At 52.2% G+C, this 16,571-nt stretch carries 15 protein-coding genes; 7 read left to right on the top strand and 8 right to left on the bottom strand.

Features of this window, described 5'->3' with window-relative positions:
• Nucleotides 1–22: 22 nt before the first annotated feature.
• Together putP and KNP92_RS06365 are read right to left on the bottom strand one after the other, a co-directional pair.
• Nucleotides 23–1,504 carry a sodium/proline symporter PutP gene (gene putP, locus KNP92_RS06360; protein WP_214838705.1) on the bottom strand — a complete coding sequence of 494 codons (1,482 nt, stop codon included), beginning with the start codon at nucleotides 1,502–1,504 and terminating at the stop codon, nucleotides 23–25.
• 346 nt (nucleotides 1,505–1,850) lie between these two features.
• Nucleotides 1,851–2,831, bottom strand: coding sequence for a D-alanyl-D-alanine carboxypeptidase family protein (locus KNP92_RS06365; RefSeq protein WP_214838706.1), 981 nt, complete (start codon nucleotides 2,829–2,831; stop codon nucleotides 1,851–1,853).
• 252 nt (nucleotides 2,832–3,083) lie between these two features.
• On the opposite strand from KNP92_RS06365, the gene KNP92_RS06370 reads away from it, so the two are divergent.
• The 4 genes from KNP92_RS06370 to KNP92_RS06385 all read left to right on the top strand — a co-directional run bounded on the left by KNP92_RS06370 (nucleotide 3,084) and on the right by KNP92_RS06385 (nucleotide 6,911).
• The gene (locus KNP92_RS06370; protein WP_214838708.1) at nucleotides 3,084–4,550 is read left to right on the top strand and encodes a carboxypeptidase M32; all 1,467 of its coding nucleotides are present in this window, start codon (nucleotides 3,084–3,086) and stop codon (nucleotides 4,548–4,550) included.
• Between the two features lie 4 nt (nucleotides 4,551–4,554).
• Nucleotides 4,555–5,268: a glycerophosphodiester phosphodiesterase gene (locus KNP92_RS06375; RefSeq protein WP_214838710.1), complete on the top strand. Its 714-nt coding sequence runs from the start codon at nucleotides 4,555–4,557 to the stop codon at nucleotides 5,266–5,268.
• Between the two features lie 253 nt (nucleotides 5,269–5,521).
• The gene (locus KNP92_RS06380) at nucleotides 5,522–6,322 is read left to right on the top strand and encodes a DUF4397 domain-containing protein (protein WP_214838712.1); all 801 of its coding nucleotides are present in this window, start codon (nucleotides 5,522–5,524) and stop codon (nucleotides 6,320–6,322) included.
• A 34-nt stretch (nucleotides 6,323–6,356) separates the two neighbouring features.
• Nucleotides 6,357–6,911: a class F sortase gene (locus tag KNP92_RS06385; protein WP_251136414.1), complete on the top strand. Its 555-nt coding sequence runs from the start codon at nucleotides 6,357–6,359 to the stop codon at nucleotides 6,909–6,911.
• A gap of 450 nt (nucleotides 6,912–7,361) precedes the next feature.
• On the opposite strand, the gene KNP92_RS06390 is transcribed toward KNP92_RS06385, so the two are convergent.
• The gene (locus KNP92_RS06390) at nucleotides 7,362–7,799 is read right to left on the bottom strand and encodes a MarR family winged helix-turn-helix transcriptional regulator (RefSeq protein ID WP_214838714.1); all 438 of its coding nucleotides are present in this window, start codon (nucleotides 7,797–7,799) and stop codon (nucleotides 7,362–7,364) included.
• Nucleotides 7,800–7,889: 90 nt separating this feature from the next.
• Complete coding sequence (locus KNP92_RS06395; protein ID WP_251136415.1) at nucleotides 7,890–8,948, bottom strand: GTP pyrophosphokinase; 1,059 nt, start codon at nucleotides 8,946–8,948, stop codon at nucleotides 7,890–7,892.
• Between the two features lie 94 nt (nucleotides 8,949–9,042).
• Here KNP92_RS06395 and KNP92_RS06400 point away from each other — a divergent pair, with 94 nt between their 5' ends.
• Together KNP92_RS06400 and KNP92_RS06405 are read left to right on the top strand one after the other, a co-directional pair.
• Nucleotides 9,043–9,270, top strand: coding sequence for a ribonuclease E inhibitor RraB (locus tag KNP92_RS06400; RefSeq protein ID WP_214838718.1), 228 nt, complete (start codon nucleotides 9,043–9,045; stop codon nucleotides 9,268–9,270).
• A 101-nt stretch (nucleotides 9,271–9,371) separates the two neighbouring features.
• Nucleotides 9,372–9,695: a YflT domain-containing protein gene (locus KNP92_RS06405; RefSeq protein ID WP_251136416.1), complete on the top strand. Its 324-nt coding sequence runs from the start codon at nucleotides 9,372–9,374 to the stop codon at nucleotides 9,693–9,695.
• Nucleotides 9,696–9,733: 38 nt separating this feature from the next.
• On the opposite strand, the gene KNP92_RS06410 is transcribed toward KNP92_RS06405, so the two are convergent.
• On the bottom strand, nucleotides 9,734–10,768 hold the full coding sequence (locus tag KNP92_RS06410) for an SDR family oxidoreductase (protein WP_214838720.1): 1,035 nt from the start codon (nucleotides 10,766–10,768) through the stop codon (nucleotides 9,734–9,736).
• A gap of 193 nt (nucleotides 10,769–10,961) precedes the next feature.
• Here KNP92_RS06410 and KNP92_RS06415 point away from each other — a divergent pair, with 193 nt between their 5' ends.
• Nucleotides 10,962–12,257 (top strand): glutamine synthetase family protein, encoded by a 1,296-nt coding sequence (locus tag KNP92_RS06415; protein ID WP_211779425.1) that lies wholly within the window; start codon nucleotides 10,962–10,964, stop codon nucleotides 12,255–12,257.
• A gap of 42 nt (nucleotides 12,258–12,299) precedes the next feature.
• Here KNP92_RS06415 and KNP92_RS06420 read toward each other — a convergent pair whose 3' ends face one another.
• The 3 genes from KNP92_RS06420 to KNP92_RS06430 form a co-directional block, all read right to left on the bottom strand.
• Nucleotides 12,300–13,793 carry a peptide MFS transporter gene (locus tag KNP92_RS06420; RefSeq protein ID WP_214838722.1) on the bottom strand — a complete coding sequence of 498 codons (1,494 nt, stop codon included), beginning with the start codon at nucleotides 13,791–13,793 and terminating at the stop codon, nucleotides 12,300–12,302.
• Between the two features lie 140 nt (nucleotides 13,794–13,933).
• The gene (locus tag KNP92_RS06425) at nucleotides 13,934–15,178 is read right to left on the bottom strand and encodes an MDR family MFS transporter (RefSeq protein WP_214838724.1); all 1,245 of its coding nucleotides are present in this window, start codon (nucleotides 15,176–15,178) and stop codon (nucleotides 13,934–13,936) included.
• A gap of 246 nt (nucleotides 15,179–15,424) precedes the next feature.
• Nucleotides 15,425–16,507 carry an AI-2E family transporter gene (locus KNP92_RS06430; protein WP_251136417.1) on the bottom strand — a complete coding sequence of 361 codons (1,083 nt, stop codon included), beginning with the start codon at nucleotides 16,505–16,507 and terminating at the stop codon, nucleotides 15,425–15,427.
• Between the last annotated feature and the right edge of the window lie 64 nt (nucleotides 16,508–16,571).

Consider the following 16,571-nt stretch of genomic DNA (forward strand, 5'->3'; position numbering starts at 1 on the left):
ACCGGGACGAGCTTTTTGATGCTTATTCTTCTTTAGCGGCAGCAAGTTCTGCCTCCATCGCTGAAAATTCACGATTGATTCGTTTTTGTTCACGTTGGTTCGTGAACGTGCTGACGAGGACGATGGCAAGCAGACTGAAGAAGAAGCCTGGTACCATCTCGTAGATGACGCTCGACAAGCCAGTAATGATCCACAGGATGACCGTGATGGCACCGACGAGGATACCAGCGAGCGCACCTTGACGCGTCATCTTCGACCAATAGAGCGACAAGAGGATCGCTGGACCGAAGGCTGAACCGAAACCGGCCCATGCATAACCAACGAGCGTCAAAATCGTGTTCGACGGGCTAAGCGACATGATCGTCGCGACGATCCCGACGAGCAAGACACCAATTCGTCCAGCGAGGACCATTGTCTTCTCGCTCGCATCTTTGTTGAAGAACTTACGATAGAAGTCTTCTGTCAACGCAGACGAGGTGACAAGCAATTGCGACGAGACTGTCGACATGACCGCTGCGAGAATCGCTGCGAGCAAGAACCCTGTGATGAACGGGTGAAACAAGACGTCCGAGAACTGGATGAACACCGTTTCCGGGTCGGCGAGGGCATTCCCTTGACCACGGAAGTATGCAATCCCGACAAGTCCCGTCATGACAGCACCAATAATCGAGACCGTCATCCAACCCATCCCGATTCGGCGTGCCGTCTTAAGCGATGGCACATCTTTAATCGCCATAAAGCGGACGATGATGTGAGGTTGACCGAAATAACCGAGTCCCCATGCGAGGAGTCCGATGATTCCTAGCGTCGTCGTCCCGTTGAACAAGTCGAACAAGTCCGTATTGATGGCGGTCGCCGTATCGACGGCGTTCGACATGCCGCCGACGTCCGTCAGTGCGACGAGCGGCACAAGGACGAGTGCGAGGAACATGATGACGCCTTGGGCGAAGTCCGTCCAACTGACGGCCGTGAACCCGCCGAAGAGCGTGTACAAGATGACAACGCTGATTGTCACGATGACACCAGTCTGATAGTTGATTCCAAACGAGCTTTCAAACAATTTACCGCCCGATACGAGACCGGCCGACGTATAGAACGTGAAGAAGATGATGATGACGGATGCTGACAGAATCCGTAGCCAGTTCGAGTGATCTCGGAACCGATTCTCAAGAAAATCTGGAATCGTGATCGAGTCATTCGCCATCTCAGTAAAGACGCGAAGACGCGGAGCGACCAACAAGTAGTTCAAGTAAGCTCCGATGACCAATCCAACGGCTAACCAAATTGCTGATAATCCCGTGGCATACATTGCCCCCGGTAGTCCCATTAACATCCATCCACTCATATCTGACGCGCCGGCCGACATGGCGGTGACACCTGGCCCCATCTTGCGGCCACCTAACATATAATCCGATGAGTCGGTCGTTCGCTTATATGCGACATAACCGATAGCGAGCATCATCACGAGGTAAAGCGCGATGGATACCCATTCTTGCCATAACATTGTATTACCTCCTGTACGCTGTTTAAATATGGTTCAATCGTCCGCTTACATCATGTGACGTCTTTCCCACATTATGTTATAGCGGAACGGTGAAGACGAACTTGTGACTAACCTTAACGGACCTTCACAGTCATTGCAAATCAGTCTTTTTTCATAAAAACGGCTCTAAAGCGCATTATATCAACGGATAAGCCTTACTTTTTTCACAAATAAAGTTTAAATGTTCTGAATTTTCGTCACTTGGAGGAGATGTGTCTGTAATCTCCTTGTAACATTATGGCTTTGAAATCGTTATCTTATCAAAAAAGGGGCGGCTCGTTTGAGCCGTCCCTTCATTAACTATGTCCTACTCTTCGATTGAGCGTCCGAAGATGATTTGTTCGACCGCGCGCATCGTCGGAAACGTCTGTCCGGATTTGGCTCGCATCGTCACGAGCGCATACTGCTTATCGGCCTCTTCCATCAAAAAGACCATCGTATATCCGGATTCGTCCGTGTAGCCGGTCTTCGTCGCCGTCACCAAATCCGAATAATGGATGCTTCGTTCGTTGACGGCCGATCCGAGATGATACCACCAGCGGCGCTTCCCGTTCCCGTCCTTGTCCGAGAACAGCGCTTCGTATTCATATGTACCGGCAATCTCGATCAGCTCGGGATACTGTCCGAAGACGTATGCGATTTTCGCCATGTCGTGCGCTGTCGTGTAATGGTCCGGGTCGGTATAACCGTGCGCATTCATAAAATGGGTGCCCGTCAAGCCGAGGGTATCGACCCGTTCGTTCATCAATTCGACGAACGCGGAGGTCGAGCCGCTCACATATTCGGCGAGTGCGTTCGCTGCGTCATTCCCTGACTCGAGCAACGTCGCATAGAGGGCTTGACGGACGGACAATTTGTCGCCGACGGCGAGATGCGCGATATGACTGTCCCACGGAATATCGAGCGTGGACGGTTTGATTTCAATGAGTACGTTGTCGAGTTCACCCGCAAGGCTCGCCTGTTCATAGGCGAGAAGCGCTGTCATCAATTTTGTGGTGCTCGCCGGATAGACACGATCTTCTCCGTTTTTATCGAGTAAAATCACGCCATCGGTCAAATTGACGAACGTCATCGCACCAACGGGCATCAACGCGTCGTCTACCGGTTCGATTATGTCTAATCGCCAATCAGGGATCGGGATGTCAGGAAACGTCGGGCCTTGACTGACCTCAACGGCAATCGGCTCTTCTTCGATAGGCTGGACGGGCGTCTCCCGTTTGAATCCGACGAGTGCCGGGATGAGCGCGACGATGGCAAGGAGGATCAATCCAAATAGAATCCGTCGCATCATATATGTTCGTTGTTTTTGTCTACGTGTTCGATTCACACTACATTCGCTCCTTTATTGTTTACTTTTCTACCATAATGGATATAGAGCAAACAAATCGTCAGAAAAATCAAGAAACAGGTCAATATTTTGTTGAACGACTTCGAATTCTGATTCAACTACCGAATCGAATAACAGGTGCAAAGATAGGCAACGGCTGACGAATGTAATAAAGTAGTGATGTAAGGATAAATGAACAGGGGTGGTCAAGACATGGAATTGACAAAACAGTGGCGTGAGCACTTTAAACAGCTTCGCGCCTTCGACGAGGCAATCTCGTTACTCTACTGGGATATGCGGACGCAGATGCCGGAACAGTCGGCACCGCTACGGGCGGAGACAATCGGCTATTTATCGACAGAGGCGTTCAAGCGTCAGACGAGCGAATCGTTCAAACGATTGCTCGACGAGATGGAAGGGGCAGACGGATTGACGCCAATCGAGTCCCGCTCGCTCTCTGTCGCCAAGACGCAGTATGAACGGAACGCCAAAATCCCGCCTGAAGAGTATCAGGCGTACGTCACGCTCGTATCGGAAGCGGAGACGGCGTGGGAGAAAGCGAAAGAGCGCGATGACTGGGGAATGTTCGCGCCATACTTAGAGAAGATTGTGACCTATCAACGAACGTTCGCCGATTATTTCGGCTATGACGCGCACCCTTATGACGCATTGCTCTACGACTTCGAACCAGGCATGACGGTCGCACAGCTCGACCGATTGTTCGAAGGACTCCGCGATGAACTCGTGCCACTCATCCGTCAACTTCCGGAGGCAGAAGCAAACCTCGATTGGTCGATGGAACAGAAGGCGCAAGAGCGAATCTGTCATGATTGGATGCGGGTCGTCGACTATGATTTGAGCCGTGGGCGATTGGATGCGACCGTCCACCCGTTTGAAATCACAATCAACCGTCGTGACGTCCGAATCACGACGAAATACGATGAAGCCGATTATCGGAACGCCTTGTTCGGTACGATGCACGAGGCGGGACACGCGACGTATGAACAACAAATCGATGCGTCACTCGACGAGCTCGGTCTCGGAGGCGGAGCGTCGATGGGGATTCACGAGTCGCAGTCGTTGTTCTTCGAAAACTTTGTCGGTCGGAGCGTCGCCTTTTTACAAAGTGTGTATCCAAGACTGCAAGCCGAGCATCCGCCCCTCGCATCTGTCGATTTCGAGACGTTTTATGCCGGGGTGAACGAGGCAAAGCCGTCGCTCATCCGAATCGAGGCCGACGAGCTGACGTACAGCCTTCATATCATCATCCGATATGAACTTGAAAAAGCGCTCATCCAAGGAACGTTATCCGTAGCGGAGCTTCCGGCCGCATGGAACCGTCTGTATAAAGAGTATCTCGGGGTCGACGTTCCAAGCGACGCGAAAGGTGTGCTTCAAGACGTGCACTGGGCCGGCGGTTCATTCGGCTACTTCCCGAGTTACGCCCTCGGTCTCGTCTATGCGGCTCAGTTGACAGAAGCGCTCCGGGCCGAACATCCTGAGCTCGACACGTGGATTGGGAACGGGAAATTCGGTCCGATCAAACAATGGCTCGAAACGAACGTCCACCGTCATGGCAAGTCGCTCACCCCGAACGAGTTGGTTCGCGAGGTGACGGGTGAAGAAATCTCAGTCCGTCCACTCGTCCGCTATTTGACGGCCAAGTACGGGACAGCGTGAGCCGATGAGACTGTTCGCGCACCGGGGGGTCATGGCGCATTATCCAGAAAATACGATGTCGGCCTTCAAGGCTGCGATTGAGGCAAATGCGGACGGCATCGAGACGGATGTCCATATGACACGGGACGGTATGCTCGTGCTCATCCATGACGAGTCACTTGAACGGACGACGGATGGACGAGGGCGGGTCGTCGACAAGACGTATGCCGAACTCCGAACGGCCAACGCGGCGCTTCACTTCGGAGGAGATGAACCGATTCCGACACTCGAAGCGTTTCTCGAACTCGTCAAACCGACATCGCTCCTTATCAACCTCGAACTGAAGACAGATGTGGAGCATTATCCGGGAATCGAAGCAAGTCTGGTCGACATGGTGAGGCGGACACGTTTCCCGGTCGAACGACTGATCGTGTCTTCCTTCCATCATGATACGTTACGACGTTTACGTAAGTTGACGACTGAATACGAACTCGCCGCCTTGACCTCGAAACGGATTACGGACCCCGTCTCCTATTTAAAGCGACTTGGAGCCGATGCCATTCATCCAAACGTCCGCGCATTCACGGACGACGAGATAAAGGCATTGGTCGAAGCGGGGATCCACGTTCGGCCGTACACGATCAAGACGGAAGAACAAGTAAATCGTTTCAAGGGACTCGGCGTCGACGCGTTATTTGTGAATGACGTCGAATGGGCCCGAGCACATTTGACCCTGTGACAATACATGTCACAGGGTTTTCATTTAATTGAGACGGGGAAGTAACAGTACTGTAAAGAAAGCGGTCTCACTCGAAGAGGCGTCACAGCACATTCGAGACATACTGTCGCCTTTACGCCATTGTCCTGTTGTCTTAAATTTAAGATGTCACCCGCTACATAGCAATCGGATGTAGCACGCAATGCAGCATCACACCAAACTTGTGGTACGCAGTCCATCGGTCAACTTAAGGGAAAAGGGAGGAAAATTTCACATGAAGAAATTGATGTCTTTACTCGGAACGCTCGCACTTGCGTTCGCACTCGTCTTACCAGTCAGCGCGGACGGCCATGATGGCGATGCAATGGTCCGGGTACTCCACGCTTCACCTGATGCCCCAGCGGTCGACGTCTACGTCAACGGGGAAGTCGCAGTCGAAGGCGCGGAGTTCAAAGCACTCACAGATTACCTGACGCTCCCAGCTGGGGATTATAACGTTGAAATCAAACCAGCAGGCGATGCAGAGACGGTCGTCGTCGCAGCCGACCTCTCACTCGAAGCAGGCAAATTCTACACAGCTGCAGCAATCGGCCAACTCGAGAATATCGAGATCGCAGCAATGGAAGATGACTCTAACTTTGAAGATGGCAAGTCAAAAGTTCGTGTGGCTCACTTTGCACCGGATGCACCAGCCGTTGATGTGGCACCAAAAGGTGGAGACCCACTCTTCTCGAACCTCGAGTTCAAAGCGGTATCTGACTATGGTACACTCGATGCCGGCACGTATGACCTTGAAGTCCGTCCAGCGGGTGCGACTGACGTCGTGAAAGCGCTTGACGGGGTCGCCCTCGAAGGTGGTAAGAACTATACAGCATTCGCCATCGGACTCCTTGAAGGGGAACCAGCGTTTGAAGTGTTGCTTGCAGCAGACGGTGGGGAAATGGCAGGAGCTCCTGAAACAGGACAAGGCGGACTCGCGCAGCCTGCCTCGATGAACTGGTTGCTTGCAGCAGCAGTACTTGGTGCGGCAGCGGCTGGCTTCTACGTCTTTCGTCGTAAGCAGCAAGACGCCTAAGCTTTTACTGATTGGATCGTTCGCATTTCTCTCGATGGCCGCCAAGGTCGATGCGCCGGATGAAGAATTCCGACTCCCAACGGTCGGATTCGCCGAACCGCTCGTCCTTGCCTCGACTGAGGTCAGCCGGCAATCGTTTCACCGGGAAACGTTTATCCCAGAACGACTCCTCATTCCATCACTCGACGTCGACGCGATTATCGAACCGGTCGGGAAAGACCGACTCGACCGGATGGATACGCCAGATGACGTCAATGCAGTTGGATGGTATCAATACGGCGCACGTGCCGGTGCAATCGGCAACGTCGTCTTATCCGGACATTTGGATGATCTCCAAGGTCCGGCCATCTTTAGCGAACTCGCCACGTTGCAACTCGGAGAGACGGTGACGCTCCGACGCAACGAGCAAGTCGCTCGGTATGAGGTCGTCTCGTTAGAACGCTATCGGACCGAAGATGTGCCGCTCGCATCCATCTTTGCGGCCACACAATCGGAGCGGTTGCAATTGATCACCTGTGCAGGGCCGTACGACCCTGAACATGGATACCGCGACCGCATCATCGTGACGGCGAAGCTTATACGAAATTGAATCGATGGCCCGGAGTGATTGCCACTCCGGGCTGTTTATTGTTAAATGGGGTGTCGTCACTTTTTTTATTCAGAACGCGGAACGGGGAAGAAAACGATCAAATCATTTAGAAAGTATACCTCATCGATCGGTCTATGGCTTATGATGTACCTTCTCGTCTATATCGCCACAGAACAAGCCGCTTGGAGCTTGTTTCTTGCGAGTGTGAGCTATGTGGTCTGGTTCAACATAACAAAGAGATCAGTCAAAAGGCAGGCGCGAGCTATAAACCGAGAGATAAGAGGAATGCACCTTCGCAATGAGGACGATTTGCATAAAGAGGCTAAACGTAGGTGGGATGAAAAGACACGAAATCGACCGCCTCATGAGAACTAAATAGATGTAAAAAAATAAGCCATAAATCCATCACTGGGATGGGTCTATGGCTTATTTTGACGTCGACGTGGGCCGTTACGCGTCCATGCGGTCGAGCAGCTTCGACAAGACGATGAGCTCCTCATCCGAGAAGTCCTCGAACACATCCATCAAGTACTCGATCTTCATGTCTTCTAACGTCTCGAACAAGGCGCGGCCTTCATCTGTCGCTTGGAGTTCGACGACACGGCGGTCGCGCTCGCTCCGTTCACGTGAGATGAGTCCCTTCTTCGTCAACTCATCTGCGAGTGCCGTAATCATCGAGGCCGAGAACTGGAACTCGTTCGAGAGCGCCGATGCAATCTGGGGGCTCGTTTGGCAGAGTGACCGAAGGATGAAAAATTCATTACGCGTCAAATATTGCGAGAACATCGCGCGGAGGTTTTTTTTCACGCCACGATAGTTCATGCGAATCCCGCGTTCGGCGTCAGCGACGAGCTGACGGCGGGATGCTGTCTGTACAGGGGTTGTCATCCTCGGAAGTACCTCCTACTTAAAAATCATTATTTGCATATATTTCAGTACATAAAAACATTCTACAATAAAAACATGAAGTCTGTAAAGTTATGTCGGCTCTTCCCGAATCCGTAATTGTTGGATGATTTCGTCATAATGTTTCAAGTCCGGATAAAACCGACGGAAGAAGAACTCGATTTGCTGGTCATCGCCTTCGACGAGCAACTTGGCGAGCACGGCATAGACGACTCCCATCCCTTGACGGGGGAGTAGCGAGGACGGTAAGAGCGCCGAACAGTTCACGGCCCGGTTGAAATACAAGTCGAGCGTCTCGCTCAAGTCGTGGAACGTGCGAATTTGGGCGTAATGGAACATGCGGGTCAGCTCGATGATTGTCGACAAGTCCGTCTCGAGCAGCCAGTCGCTCTGGAAGATGGCATTGTCGAGTTTCTCGACTGTCGGATCGTTCGCGATATAATAGTTCAAGTTGTCGCGTGTGATTGTCACTTCTTCCGGGGAAGCGATGATTCGTTCAACCGTCTCCTGCTCGAACGTCCGGAGCTGTTTTCGGATGTTGACGAACTCTGAATCGGCGATTTCGAGCAGACCGGCGACGCGACTGAAGCTACGCTTGATTTCTGGTGGGACCGCGTTCGGGTTCTTGTAGCCGAGGTCGTGCTCGATCTCGGCCCAAGCGTGTTGCAAGATGGACCGGACTTGAATCTCCGCCTCCTTCTCCCGGTACCGCTCATATTCGCCGAGCGCGAGACGTTTGTCGCTCAAGCCCACCACATAATGGACGGACAAATAGCCGAACTCGTTCGCGTCGAGCAAGGTCGACTTGTCGATGGACTGTTCCCGGTCGATTCGAAACTCTTCTTCTAGAATTCGGGCGACAGCTCGGACGTCGTCATGAAAATACGTGACGATCCGTAACCCGGCCAAATCTTGTACGTCCCGCAGCGACCGATATTGATAAGGTTTCCTAGATAATTTTGCATAGAGGCTCTCTGCCTCTTTTGCCCGAGCGACGATGGAATGGAATTGAATCCCGGCATTGTCGAGCAACTCACTGAGTAATTGCTTCAGTTTGGCCGCGAACGCCTCGTAGTCCTCTTTTTCATTCAAGTAGTCGAGCATGATCGCATTCATGTCTTGTTTCGGCATCCATATCACTCCTTGTCTCATTGTCATAAGTATAGCATCATTGTTTTCAAGGTACATAAGCCAGGTGAGACCGGAAAACTTGAGGAGGACCAATATGAAAGCACAACATACATTTCGTTCGGAGGAGCGCGAGAAGCTTGAAATCGTCGCTTCCCTGTTACAACAGGCCGGATATCAGATCACTTCGATTTCATCCTCGAACGAAAACATGACGTTCAAAGCGACCCGTGACACGGTCCTGTCTAAACGTGACGAGGAGGAACGAATCAACCAACTCGTCCATCATTTCGGGATCCTTTCCTGGTCTGTTACGTATCGATGAACCTTCTCTGAAACATTCCGTCCGAAATCGGGTTTTAGCGCTCACTTTTTGGGAATAGTATATTATTCGATTTTGACTGTGAACGTTTAGGAGGATGAAGGATGTTAGAAACGAGAATTGTACGTGATATGACGTCGGTCGACCATGAAGTGAACGGGATGGTGTCGGGCGGCTGTGTGAACGAGCACATCTACTTATTTGCTAGAGACGAAGAATTGACGCTTCGGCTCGCCGCCGAGGCGGGCGTCCAGCCGTATCGGATCACCGAGAAAGGGTTGTGGGAGTCGCTCATGTCCAAGTTCACGAAGAATTCAGACGATCGCATCGAACAACTTGAAAGCCTCGGGTTGACGAAAGAGATGGTCGAATCGCTCGAAGGCGAGATTCAAGACGGAAAAATCGTCCTCGTCTGTGACAAAACGTAAAACAGGATGGAACTGACTTGTGTCAGCTCCATCCTGTTTTATTTCGTGTCGTAATAGGCGTCAACGATACGCTTCAGCGACCGGACGTTCAAATCGAGCGGCTGAAAACCGGCCTCGGCGAGCAACTGTTTCGTGTTCGCGTCGGTGAACCGGATGTCTCGGTCTAGGTAGGGGTTGAAGACTTTCACCATCTCGTTGAACGTCTCCTCGACCGTGCTGAGCGACGACGTCGGTGCCTCTGTGATTTTCAAGTGGGGGAAGGCGAGCGCCTCTTTCATAAATTCGAGCATGTCCGCATTTCGTGGTGGCGTGTCGTTCGTCACGTTATAAATCGTGTTCGGACGCGCATGTTCGATTGCGGCAAGCAGGACGTCCGCGACGTAGTCGACCGGGACGAGATTCGACGTCCCGCTCTCCGACCCGACGAGCCGAATCGGGCCAGCCGGAGCCCCACGACGTTCGAGCCGACGTTTGAACACCTCGAGGGCGCGCATGTAGCCGTACATCGTGAACTTCGAATCGGCTTCTCCTGTCTTCGAGTCGCCGACGATGATGGCCGGTCGGAAGATCGAGACCTCGAGTTCGTGGCGCATCGCCCAGACGGCATGTTCGGCGTGGGCCTTGCTCTCTTCGTATGGATTATGGAACGTCTGGTCCGTATAGAGCGTCTCGTGGCCGATTTCTTTTGCTCCGAGCGTGTAGGCCGTGCTCACATGGAAAAAGCGGCGACACCCGAGTGCTTTCGTCAAGCCGAGCGCTTGTTTCGTGCCGGTCAAGTTCGTCTCGAACAGCTCATCGCGAAGTTCTTCGTCGAATTTTACGAGTGCGGCCATATGCAGCACGAGGTCCACCTTCCCATGATTTCGCTCGATAAACGTCTCGTCCGCACCGAGGAGCGGCGCCGTCAAGTCACCGGCGAGCACTTCGATGGCCTCACGTTCTTTTGGCGTAAAAACATGGGTGACTTTTTCGGGGGAGCGGGCGAGGACATAGAGGTGATGGCCTCGCGCAATCAATTCCTTTGCCAGCCGGCCCCCTAAAAATCCTGTTGCACCTGTCATAAAAATATTCACAGCGTTCTTCCTCTCTCGTTCAGTCTTTCTTCATCATACCAACAAGGAAGGTTTCAAGCTACTTTGATTCGTGTTTTCAAATTTGGGGTTTAACAATTTTTAAAGTGGGTTATGAACTAAAGAGAAGCGTACGAAACGGTACGTCATGACAGTGATGACCTGTCAAATAACTTAAGTGAGGTTTTTTAGAATCATGGCAAATCTATTCGGAACTGATAAGGATAGCTACAGGAAGCAACAAGCAGAGATTGAGAAAACGGTCGAAGAGAAAGGGATCACGCAAATCCATCTCTACTTCTCGGACGTCCTCGGCGATTTAAAGCTATTGACGCTGTCTGCAAAATTGTTGCCCGAAGTCTTTGAAGGGAAAACGATGTTCGACGGTTCATCCATCGACGGGTTCTCTTCCATCAAAAACTCAGACTTATTCTTACGCCCGGATTTAGATCGTCCACGGTACGAAAAAGACGGTGAAGAGAGCATCCTCGCCTTCTTCTGTGACGTTTGTACACCTGATGGGGAGCGGTACGAATTCGATCCCCGGAACGTCTTGAAAGATGCGCTCGAGCGTGCTGCCCGGGATGGCTACTCGATTTTTGTCGGGGCTGAGCCGGAATTCTTCATCTTTGACGAGAACGGTGAATTCTATGACGAGGCTGGATACTTCTCGACCCGCTCGGAAGACAAAGGTTATGAGGTACGACAACATATCGCCAATCGCCTAAGCGAGGTCGGTTTCAATATCGAGGCGGTCCACCACGAAGTGGCACCCGCCCAGCACGAGATTGGCATCAAATATGACGATGCGCTCCATACAGCGGACAACATTCAATTCTTCAAAGAAATCGTCCAGCTCGCCGCACAAGAGAAAGGCGCGAAAGTGTCGTTCTTACCGAAACCGCTCCGCGATGTGAACGGGTCGGGGATGCACTTGAACATCTCGGTCTGGAAGAACGACAAAGATGGAAAACCGACCGAGAACGCGTTCGAGGAGCCGGATGCAGATTATGGATTGTCGACGACGGCCCGTCACTTCATCGAGGGAATCTTGAAGCATGCCCGGGCGACGGCCATCTTCACGAACCCGCTCCCAGAGTCGTATGAACGACTCGTCCCAGGTTTTGAGGCGCCGGTCAATATTTGCTGGAGCCCGTCGAACCGAAGCTCGATGATTCGAATCCCAGCATCGCGCGGCAGTGCGACACGCGTCGAAGTGCGAAACCCGGACCCAAGCGCGAACCCGTATTTGGCACTCGCGGCCCTTATTTATGCAGGTCTCGAAGGAATCGAGCAACAAATCGAACCGTCAGCACCGAACGAAGACGACTTGTTCGAATACTCGGCGAAGCAAATCGAGAGCCAAGGCATCGCCTCGCTCCCGGCAACGTTCCACGAGTCGATTCAATCGCTCAAGTCGGATAGCTTCCACAACTATTTCAACGAAGATTTGATCGATCGTTACTTGTCACTCATCCAAGTGCGCAAATAACACGAAAGACGCCATTCCTCCAATGTGAGGAATGGCGTCTTTTTAATGAATTCCGCGCATAAAGCGTTTGATAACTGGCGCGAGGGCGAACAAAATCAGACTGAGGACGATGGCGGCGCCACCGATGATCCCAAAATAAATCATCTCATTCTCAGGTGAATAGAAACGGACAAGCTGGGCGTTGATCCCTTGTGCGGCCGCGTTTGACAAGAACCAAAGTGACATCGTCTGGGCCGAGAAGGCGGCCGGCGCGAGTTTCGTCGTCGCCGATAGTCCGACCGGAGACAAGCTCAGCTCACCGAGAACGACGATGAAGTAACTAAGGACGAGCCAGAGCGGGTTCACGAGCGTATCCGGACCACCGAAGTAAGCCGGGAGTAAAATGACCAAGAAGCTCAGTCCGGCGAACAAAATACCGAAGGCGAACTTGACCGGGATACTCGGTTCTCGGTCACCGAGCCGCACCCAAAGCCAGGCGAACACAGGTGCGAGCAGGATGATAAAGAGCGGGTTGAGCGATTGGAACCAAGCGGCCTTCAACTCAAGGCCGAGGAAGTTCAAATTCGTCCGTTGATCGGCATAGTTCGCAAGAATCGTCGCCCCTTGCTCTTGAATCGCCCAGAACATGACCGAGGCGATGAAGAGCGGGATATAGGCAAGGATACGTGACCGTTCGATTTCGGTCGTTTTCGGGCTCCGATACATGACGATGAAATAAATCGTCGGGATCGTAATCCCGAACACACCGACGAGTCCGATGAACGTATTGATCGTGAACAGACCGCGCGGAATGAGAACGGCGAGCAGCCCACCGATGAGAAGTACCGCGATCGTCGTAAATTTGATTGCGTTCTTTCGTTCACTTGGCGTCAACGGATTCGGCACATAAGAACCGGCGAGACCGAGGTTTCCTTTCTTCGTGACGATAAAGACGACAAGCCCGATGAACATTCCGACGGCGGCGAGGGCGAAGCCCCAATGGAAGCCGTAATCGGCCTGGACTTGACCGACGATGAGCGGGGAGATGAACGCCCCAAGGTTGATCCCCATATAGAAGATACTGAAACCAGCGTCCCGACGACGATCGGTCTCATGATACAAGTCGCCAACGATACTCGAGACGTTCGGTTTCAAGAGACCGGTCCCGATGACGATGAGTCCCATCGAGATGAACAAGAACGTCAGACTCCCAGGAACAGACAAGACGATATGGCCGAGCATGATGAACACGCCGCCATAGAATACGGCCCGTGACGTCCCGAAGACACGGTCGGCGAGCCAACCGCCGATGACGCCGGACATATAGACGAGCGCCCCGTACACCGACATGATAGACAAGGCGACGTTCCGGTCTAAGCCGAGTCCTCCTTCAGATACCTCGTAATACATATAGAAGACGAGGATGGCCCGCATCCCGTAATACGAGAAACGTTCCCAAAACTCAGTGAAGAACAACGTGAACAACCCTTTTGGCTGTCCGAAAAATCCTTTTTGTGGCACACTGTCCACGATTTTCTGTTTATCGATTCTTTCCATGAAAGATTCCTCCCAACTTTCATATCATAAAAAGAACCATTATCTTTGTAAAGTAAAAAGAAGCGAAATTTCAGATTTTAATATTTTTGAAACGAAACTAAAAACCACACTAATCCGAGTGGTTTAGTGTGGTCTTAAACTTAGGCTGTCTTCTGTTTCGTCTCCGCTGCGCGAACGCGTCGTCCGAGCTGCCAATAGATGAGGCCGGAGATACAACTGGCGATGCCGACGAGGAGTAACGCCACGTGTCCGGCTCCACGGTTGAAGAACAAACTTGCAAAGAGTGGTGCTGTCACGCCGCCAATCAACCATTGGATGCTGGCAGCGCCGTTGTATGCCCCACGCATATTCTCGGGCGCGATCATGGCGATGAACGTCTGCTGGACCGGGGACATGATCATCTCGCCGAGCGTATAGAACGCGTAGACGGCAAGCAGAATCGCGACGAGCATGAGATATGGAGTCCCAAGCGTGTACAAGAGACGCGGGACGACAGCGAGGAGCATCATCCCGACTCCGAACACGGTCGCTCCTGCGAGCATGACGTTCCCGAACGGTTTTCGACCGAGCTTCGAGGCGATTGGGAATTGGAACAACACGACCATGATGCCGTTTAACGCGAGCAAATAAGCGAACGGGTTTTGTCGATCCGTGAACGTCGGGAGCGACTCGCGCAAGAAGAGCGGCAACATGCTCTCGACGATGGCGAAGCCCATCGAGATGAAAACGCCGGCAAAGATGAACACGAGAAAGACGCGATCTTGTGAGAAGACGCGGAGCACGTCCTGGTTGGATAACGTCTCATGCTCGGTCGTCTCAGGCAACGACTCCCGAATGAACTTGCCGAGGACGAGCGCGTACAAGCCGAAGACGACAGCCGCCGCAAAGAAGATATACTGCCGGTCGAGGAAGAGGACGGCACTGCCGAGGAGCGGACCGAACGCGGCACCGATGTTATGGCCCATACGAAGAAGGCCGAACGCCTCATTCAACTGCTCCGGTTCGGTCACGTCGGCGACCATGGCGCTCGCTGCCGGGTGGAAGAGCGAGTTCGTCAAGCCGAGCATCGCGTTCAGAAGCAGGAGCGGCCAAAACGTGTCGGCAAATGCAAAGCCGACGAGCGCGAGCGCATCCCCGATGATGGCCGTCATCATGACAGGTTTACGCCCATACAGGTCGGCGAGGCGGCCACCGATGATGGAACCGATGAGCGCCATGATCGGTCCGGTCGCGAGGATAATCCCGACTTGGATGTAACTGTCGAGCTTGTCGCTGTAATAGAGGACGAGGAACGGGGCAATCATGAACATCATGACGCCGGTGATTGTCTCGCCAAGAAAACGAATCCAAATGTTGCGGTCGAGCCGCTTGAGTGATTGATACATACGTGTTCACCTGTTTCTCAGAAAGTAAAAAGGGACGATGCATGCACGGAGGCATACTCGTCCCTTCTTTACGCATGCCTCGAAAGACAGGCGAAACCGTTCGTTTGTCACGAAAGCCGAGGCGCCTGCCTGTCCGTATGAAGTTTTGTCTGTAGTCCGTTCATGACTGACATGGCGGCAGCCTCCTTTCTGTTAGTTGTCTACAGCTAAACTGTATGACAGATTGTTTGAATGTGTCAACCTATTTTATAGCAGTTCGTTTAAATTCTTCCGAGATAGGCGATAGTCGATAATGCGCGACAAGATGACCTGAATCATCGCCGTGACGGGCACACTGATGAACATCCCGACGAGCCCGAAAAGACTCCCGCCGATAATGATGGAGGTGATGACCCAAAACGGTGTGATGCCCACGCTATCACCGAGAATCTTCGGCCCAAGCCATAAGCCGTCGAACTGTTGCAACAAGAAGATGAACACGAGGACGAGGACGGCGGTGAACGGGTCATAGAAGTACGTGATGATGAACGCGGGAATCATCCCGAGGAGCGGGCCGACGTATGGGATGAAGTTCAATATCCCGATGATGACACCGAGCAAGAGGGCGTACGGTGCCCCGATGATCAAGAGACCGATGACGGCCATGACTCCGATGATCAGGCAGTCAAGCGACTTGCCGATAATGTATCGTTTGAAGATGTAGTCCATCTCTTGAAAAATGTCGATTGTTGTCTTCGCCGTTGCGACAGGAAACATGGCGTAAAGTAGGCGTTTGAACATGCGAGCAAACACCTCTTTGTCTTTCAAGAGATAGATGGAGATGACAATGCCAATCAAGAAATTGATTAACGTCATTGTAAAGCTTGAGACATATCCGACAGAAGACAAGACGGCCGTTTCGACCCAACCCGAGTAGCGTTCCTCGAAACGTTTGAAGTCGAGGGTCTGGGCAATTGTCTCATTGTAATCTTGTAAGAATACGTTTAATTGACTGACGAAGCCATCGAGTTGACGGATGTAAAACGGCAGCTCCTCAATGAGCGAGGAGACGCTTGAATAAATGCGTGGGAACAGCGTGACTGCTGAGATGACGAGTAATCCGATGAACGTCACATAAACGATCGAAAGGCTTTGGTATCGTTTTAAAGCGAAGCGCTCTTCCATATAGGAAAGCACTGTGTTCAGCAGAAGTGCGATTGCAATCCCCATAATAACGGGCGTCAGTAATTGAAACGTGTATTGCAGTACGCGTGAGATCGTGTCCGGTTCGCTGATGACCCGCCACAAGACGAGTAGAATCAGGCCGATCACTGTTAATTTCCAAATCAATTGCCGGTTAAGCTCCACGAGTCCATCCCCTCATCCTATATTTTTTTCAGAATAACGTTCTTCT

The organism is Exiguobacterium sp. s122 (genome assembly GCF_018618475.1).
Lineage (GTDB): Bacteria > Bacillota > Bacilli > Exiguobacteriales > Exiguobacteriaceae > Exiguobacterium > Exiguobacterium himgiriensis.

Bases quoted from the DNA above. Each gene is read 5' to 3' on its own strand.
- KNP92_RS06420 (WP_214838722.1), bottom strand. From the start codon at position 13,793: ATGGAAAGAATCGATAAACAGAAAATCGTGGACAGTGTGCCACAAAAA.
- KNP92_RS06390 (WP_214838714.1), bottom strand. From the start codon at position 7,799: ATGACAACCCCTGTACAGACAGCATCCCGCCGTCAGCTCGTCGCTGAC.
- KNP92_RS06365 (WP_214838706.1), bottom strand. From the start codon at position 2,831: ATGCGACGGATTCTATTTGGATTGATCCTCCTTGCCATCGTCGCGCTC.
- KNP92_RS06370 (WP_214838708.1), top strand. From the start codon at position 3,084: ATGGAATTGACAAAACAGTGGCGTGAGCACTTTAAACAGCTTCGCGCC.
- KNP92_RS06395 (WP_251136415.1), bottom strand. From the start codon at position 8,948: ATGCCGAAACAAGACATGAATGCGATCATGCTCGACTACTTGAATGAA.
- KNP92_RS06425 (WP_214838724.1), bottom strand. From the start codon at position 15,178: ATGTATCAATCACTCAAGCGGCTCGACCGCAACATTTGGATTCGTTTT.
- KNP92_RS06415 (WP_211779425.1), top strand. From the start codon at position 10,962: ATGGCAAATCTATTCGGAACTGATAAGGATAGCTACAGGAAGCAACAA.
- putP (WP_214838705.1), bottom strand. From the start codon at position 1,504: ATGTTATGGCAAGAATGGGTATCCATCGCGCTTTACCTCGTGATGATG.
- KNP92_RS06405 (WP_251136416.1), top strand. From the start codon at position 9,372: ATGTTAGAAACGAGAATTGTACGTGATATGACGTCGGTCGACCATGAA.
- KNP92_RS06380 (WP_214838712.1), top strand. From the start codon at position 5,522: ATGAAGAAATTGATGTCTTTACTCGGAACGCTCGCACTTGCGTTCGCA.
- KNP92_RS06375 (WP_214838710.1), top strand. From the start codon at position 4,555: ATGAGACTGTTCGCGCACCGGGGGGTCATGGCGCATTATCCAGAAAAT.
- KNP92_RS06385 (WP_251136414.1), top strand. From the start codon at position 6,357: ATGGCCGCCAAGGTCGATGCGCCGGATGAAGAATTCCGACTCCCAACG.
- KNP92_RS06400 (WP_214838718.1), top strand. From the start codon at position 9,043: ATGAAAGCACAACATACATTTCGTTCGGAGGAGCGCGAGAAGCTTGAA.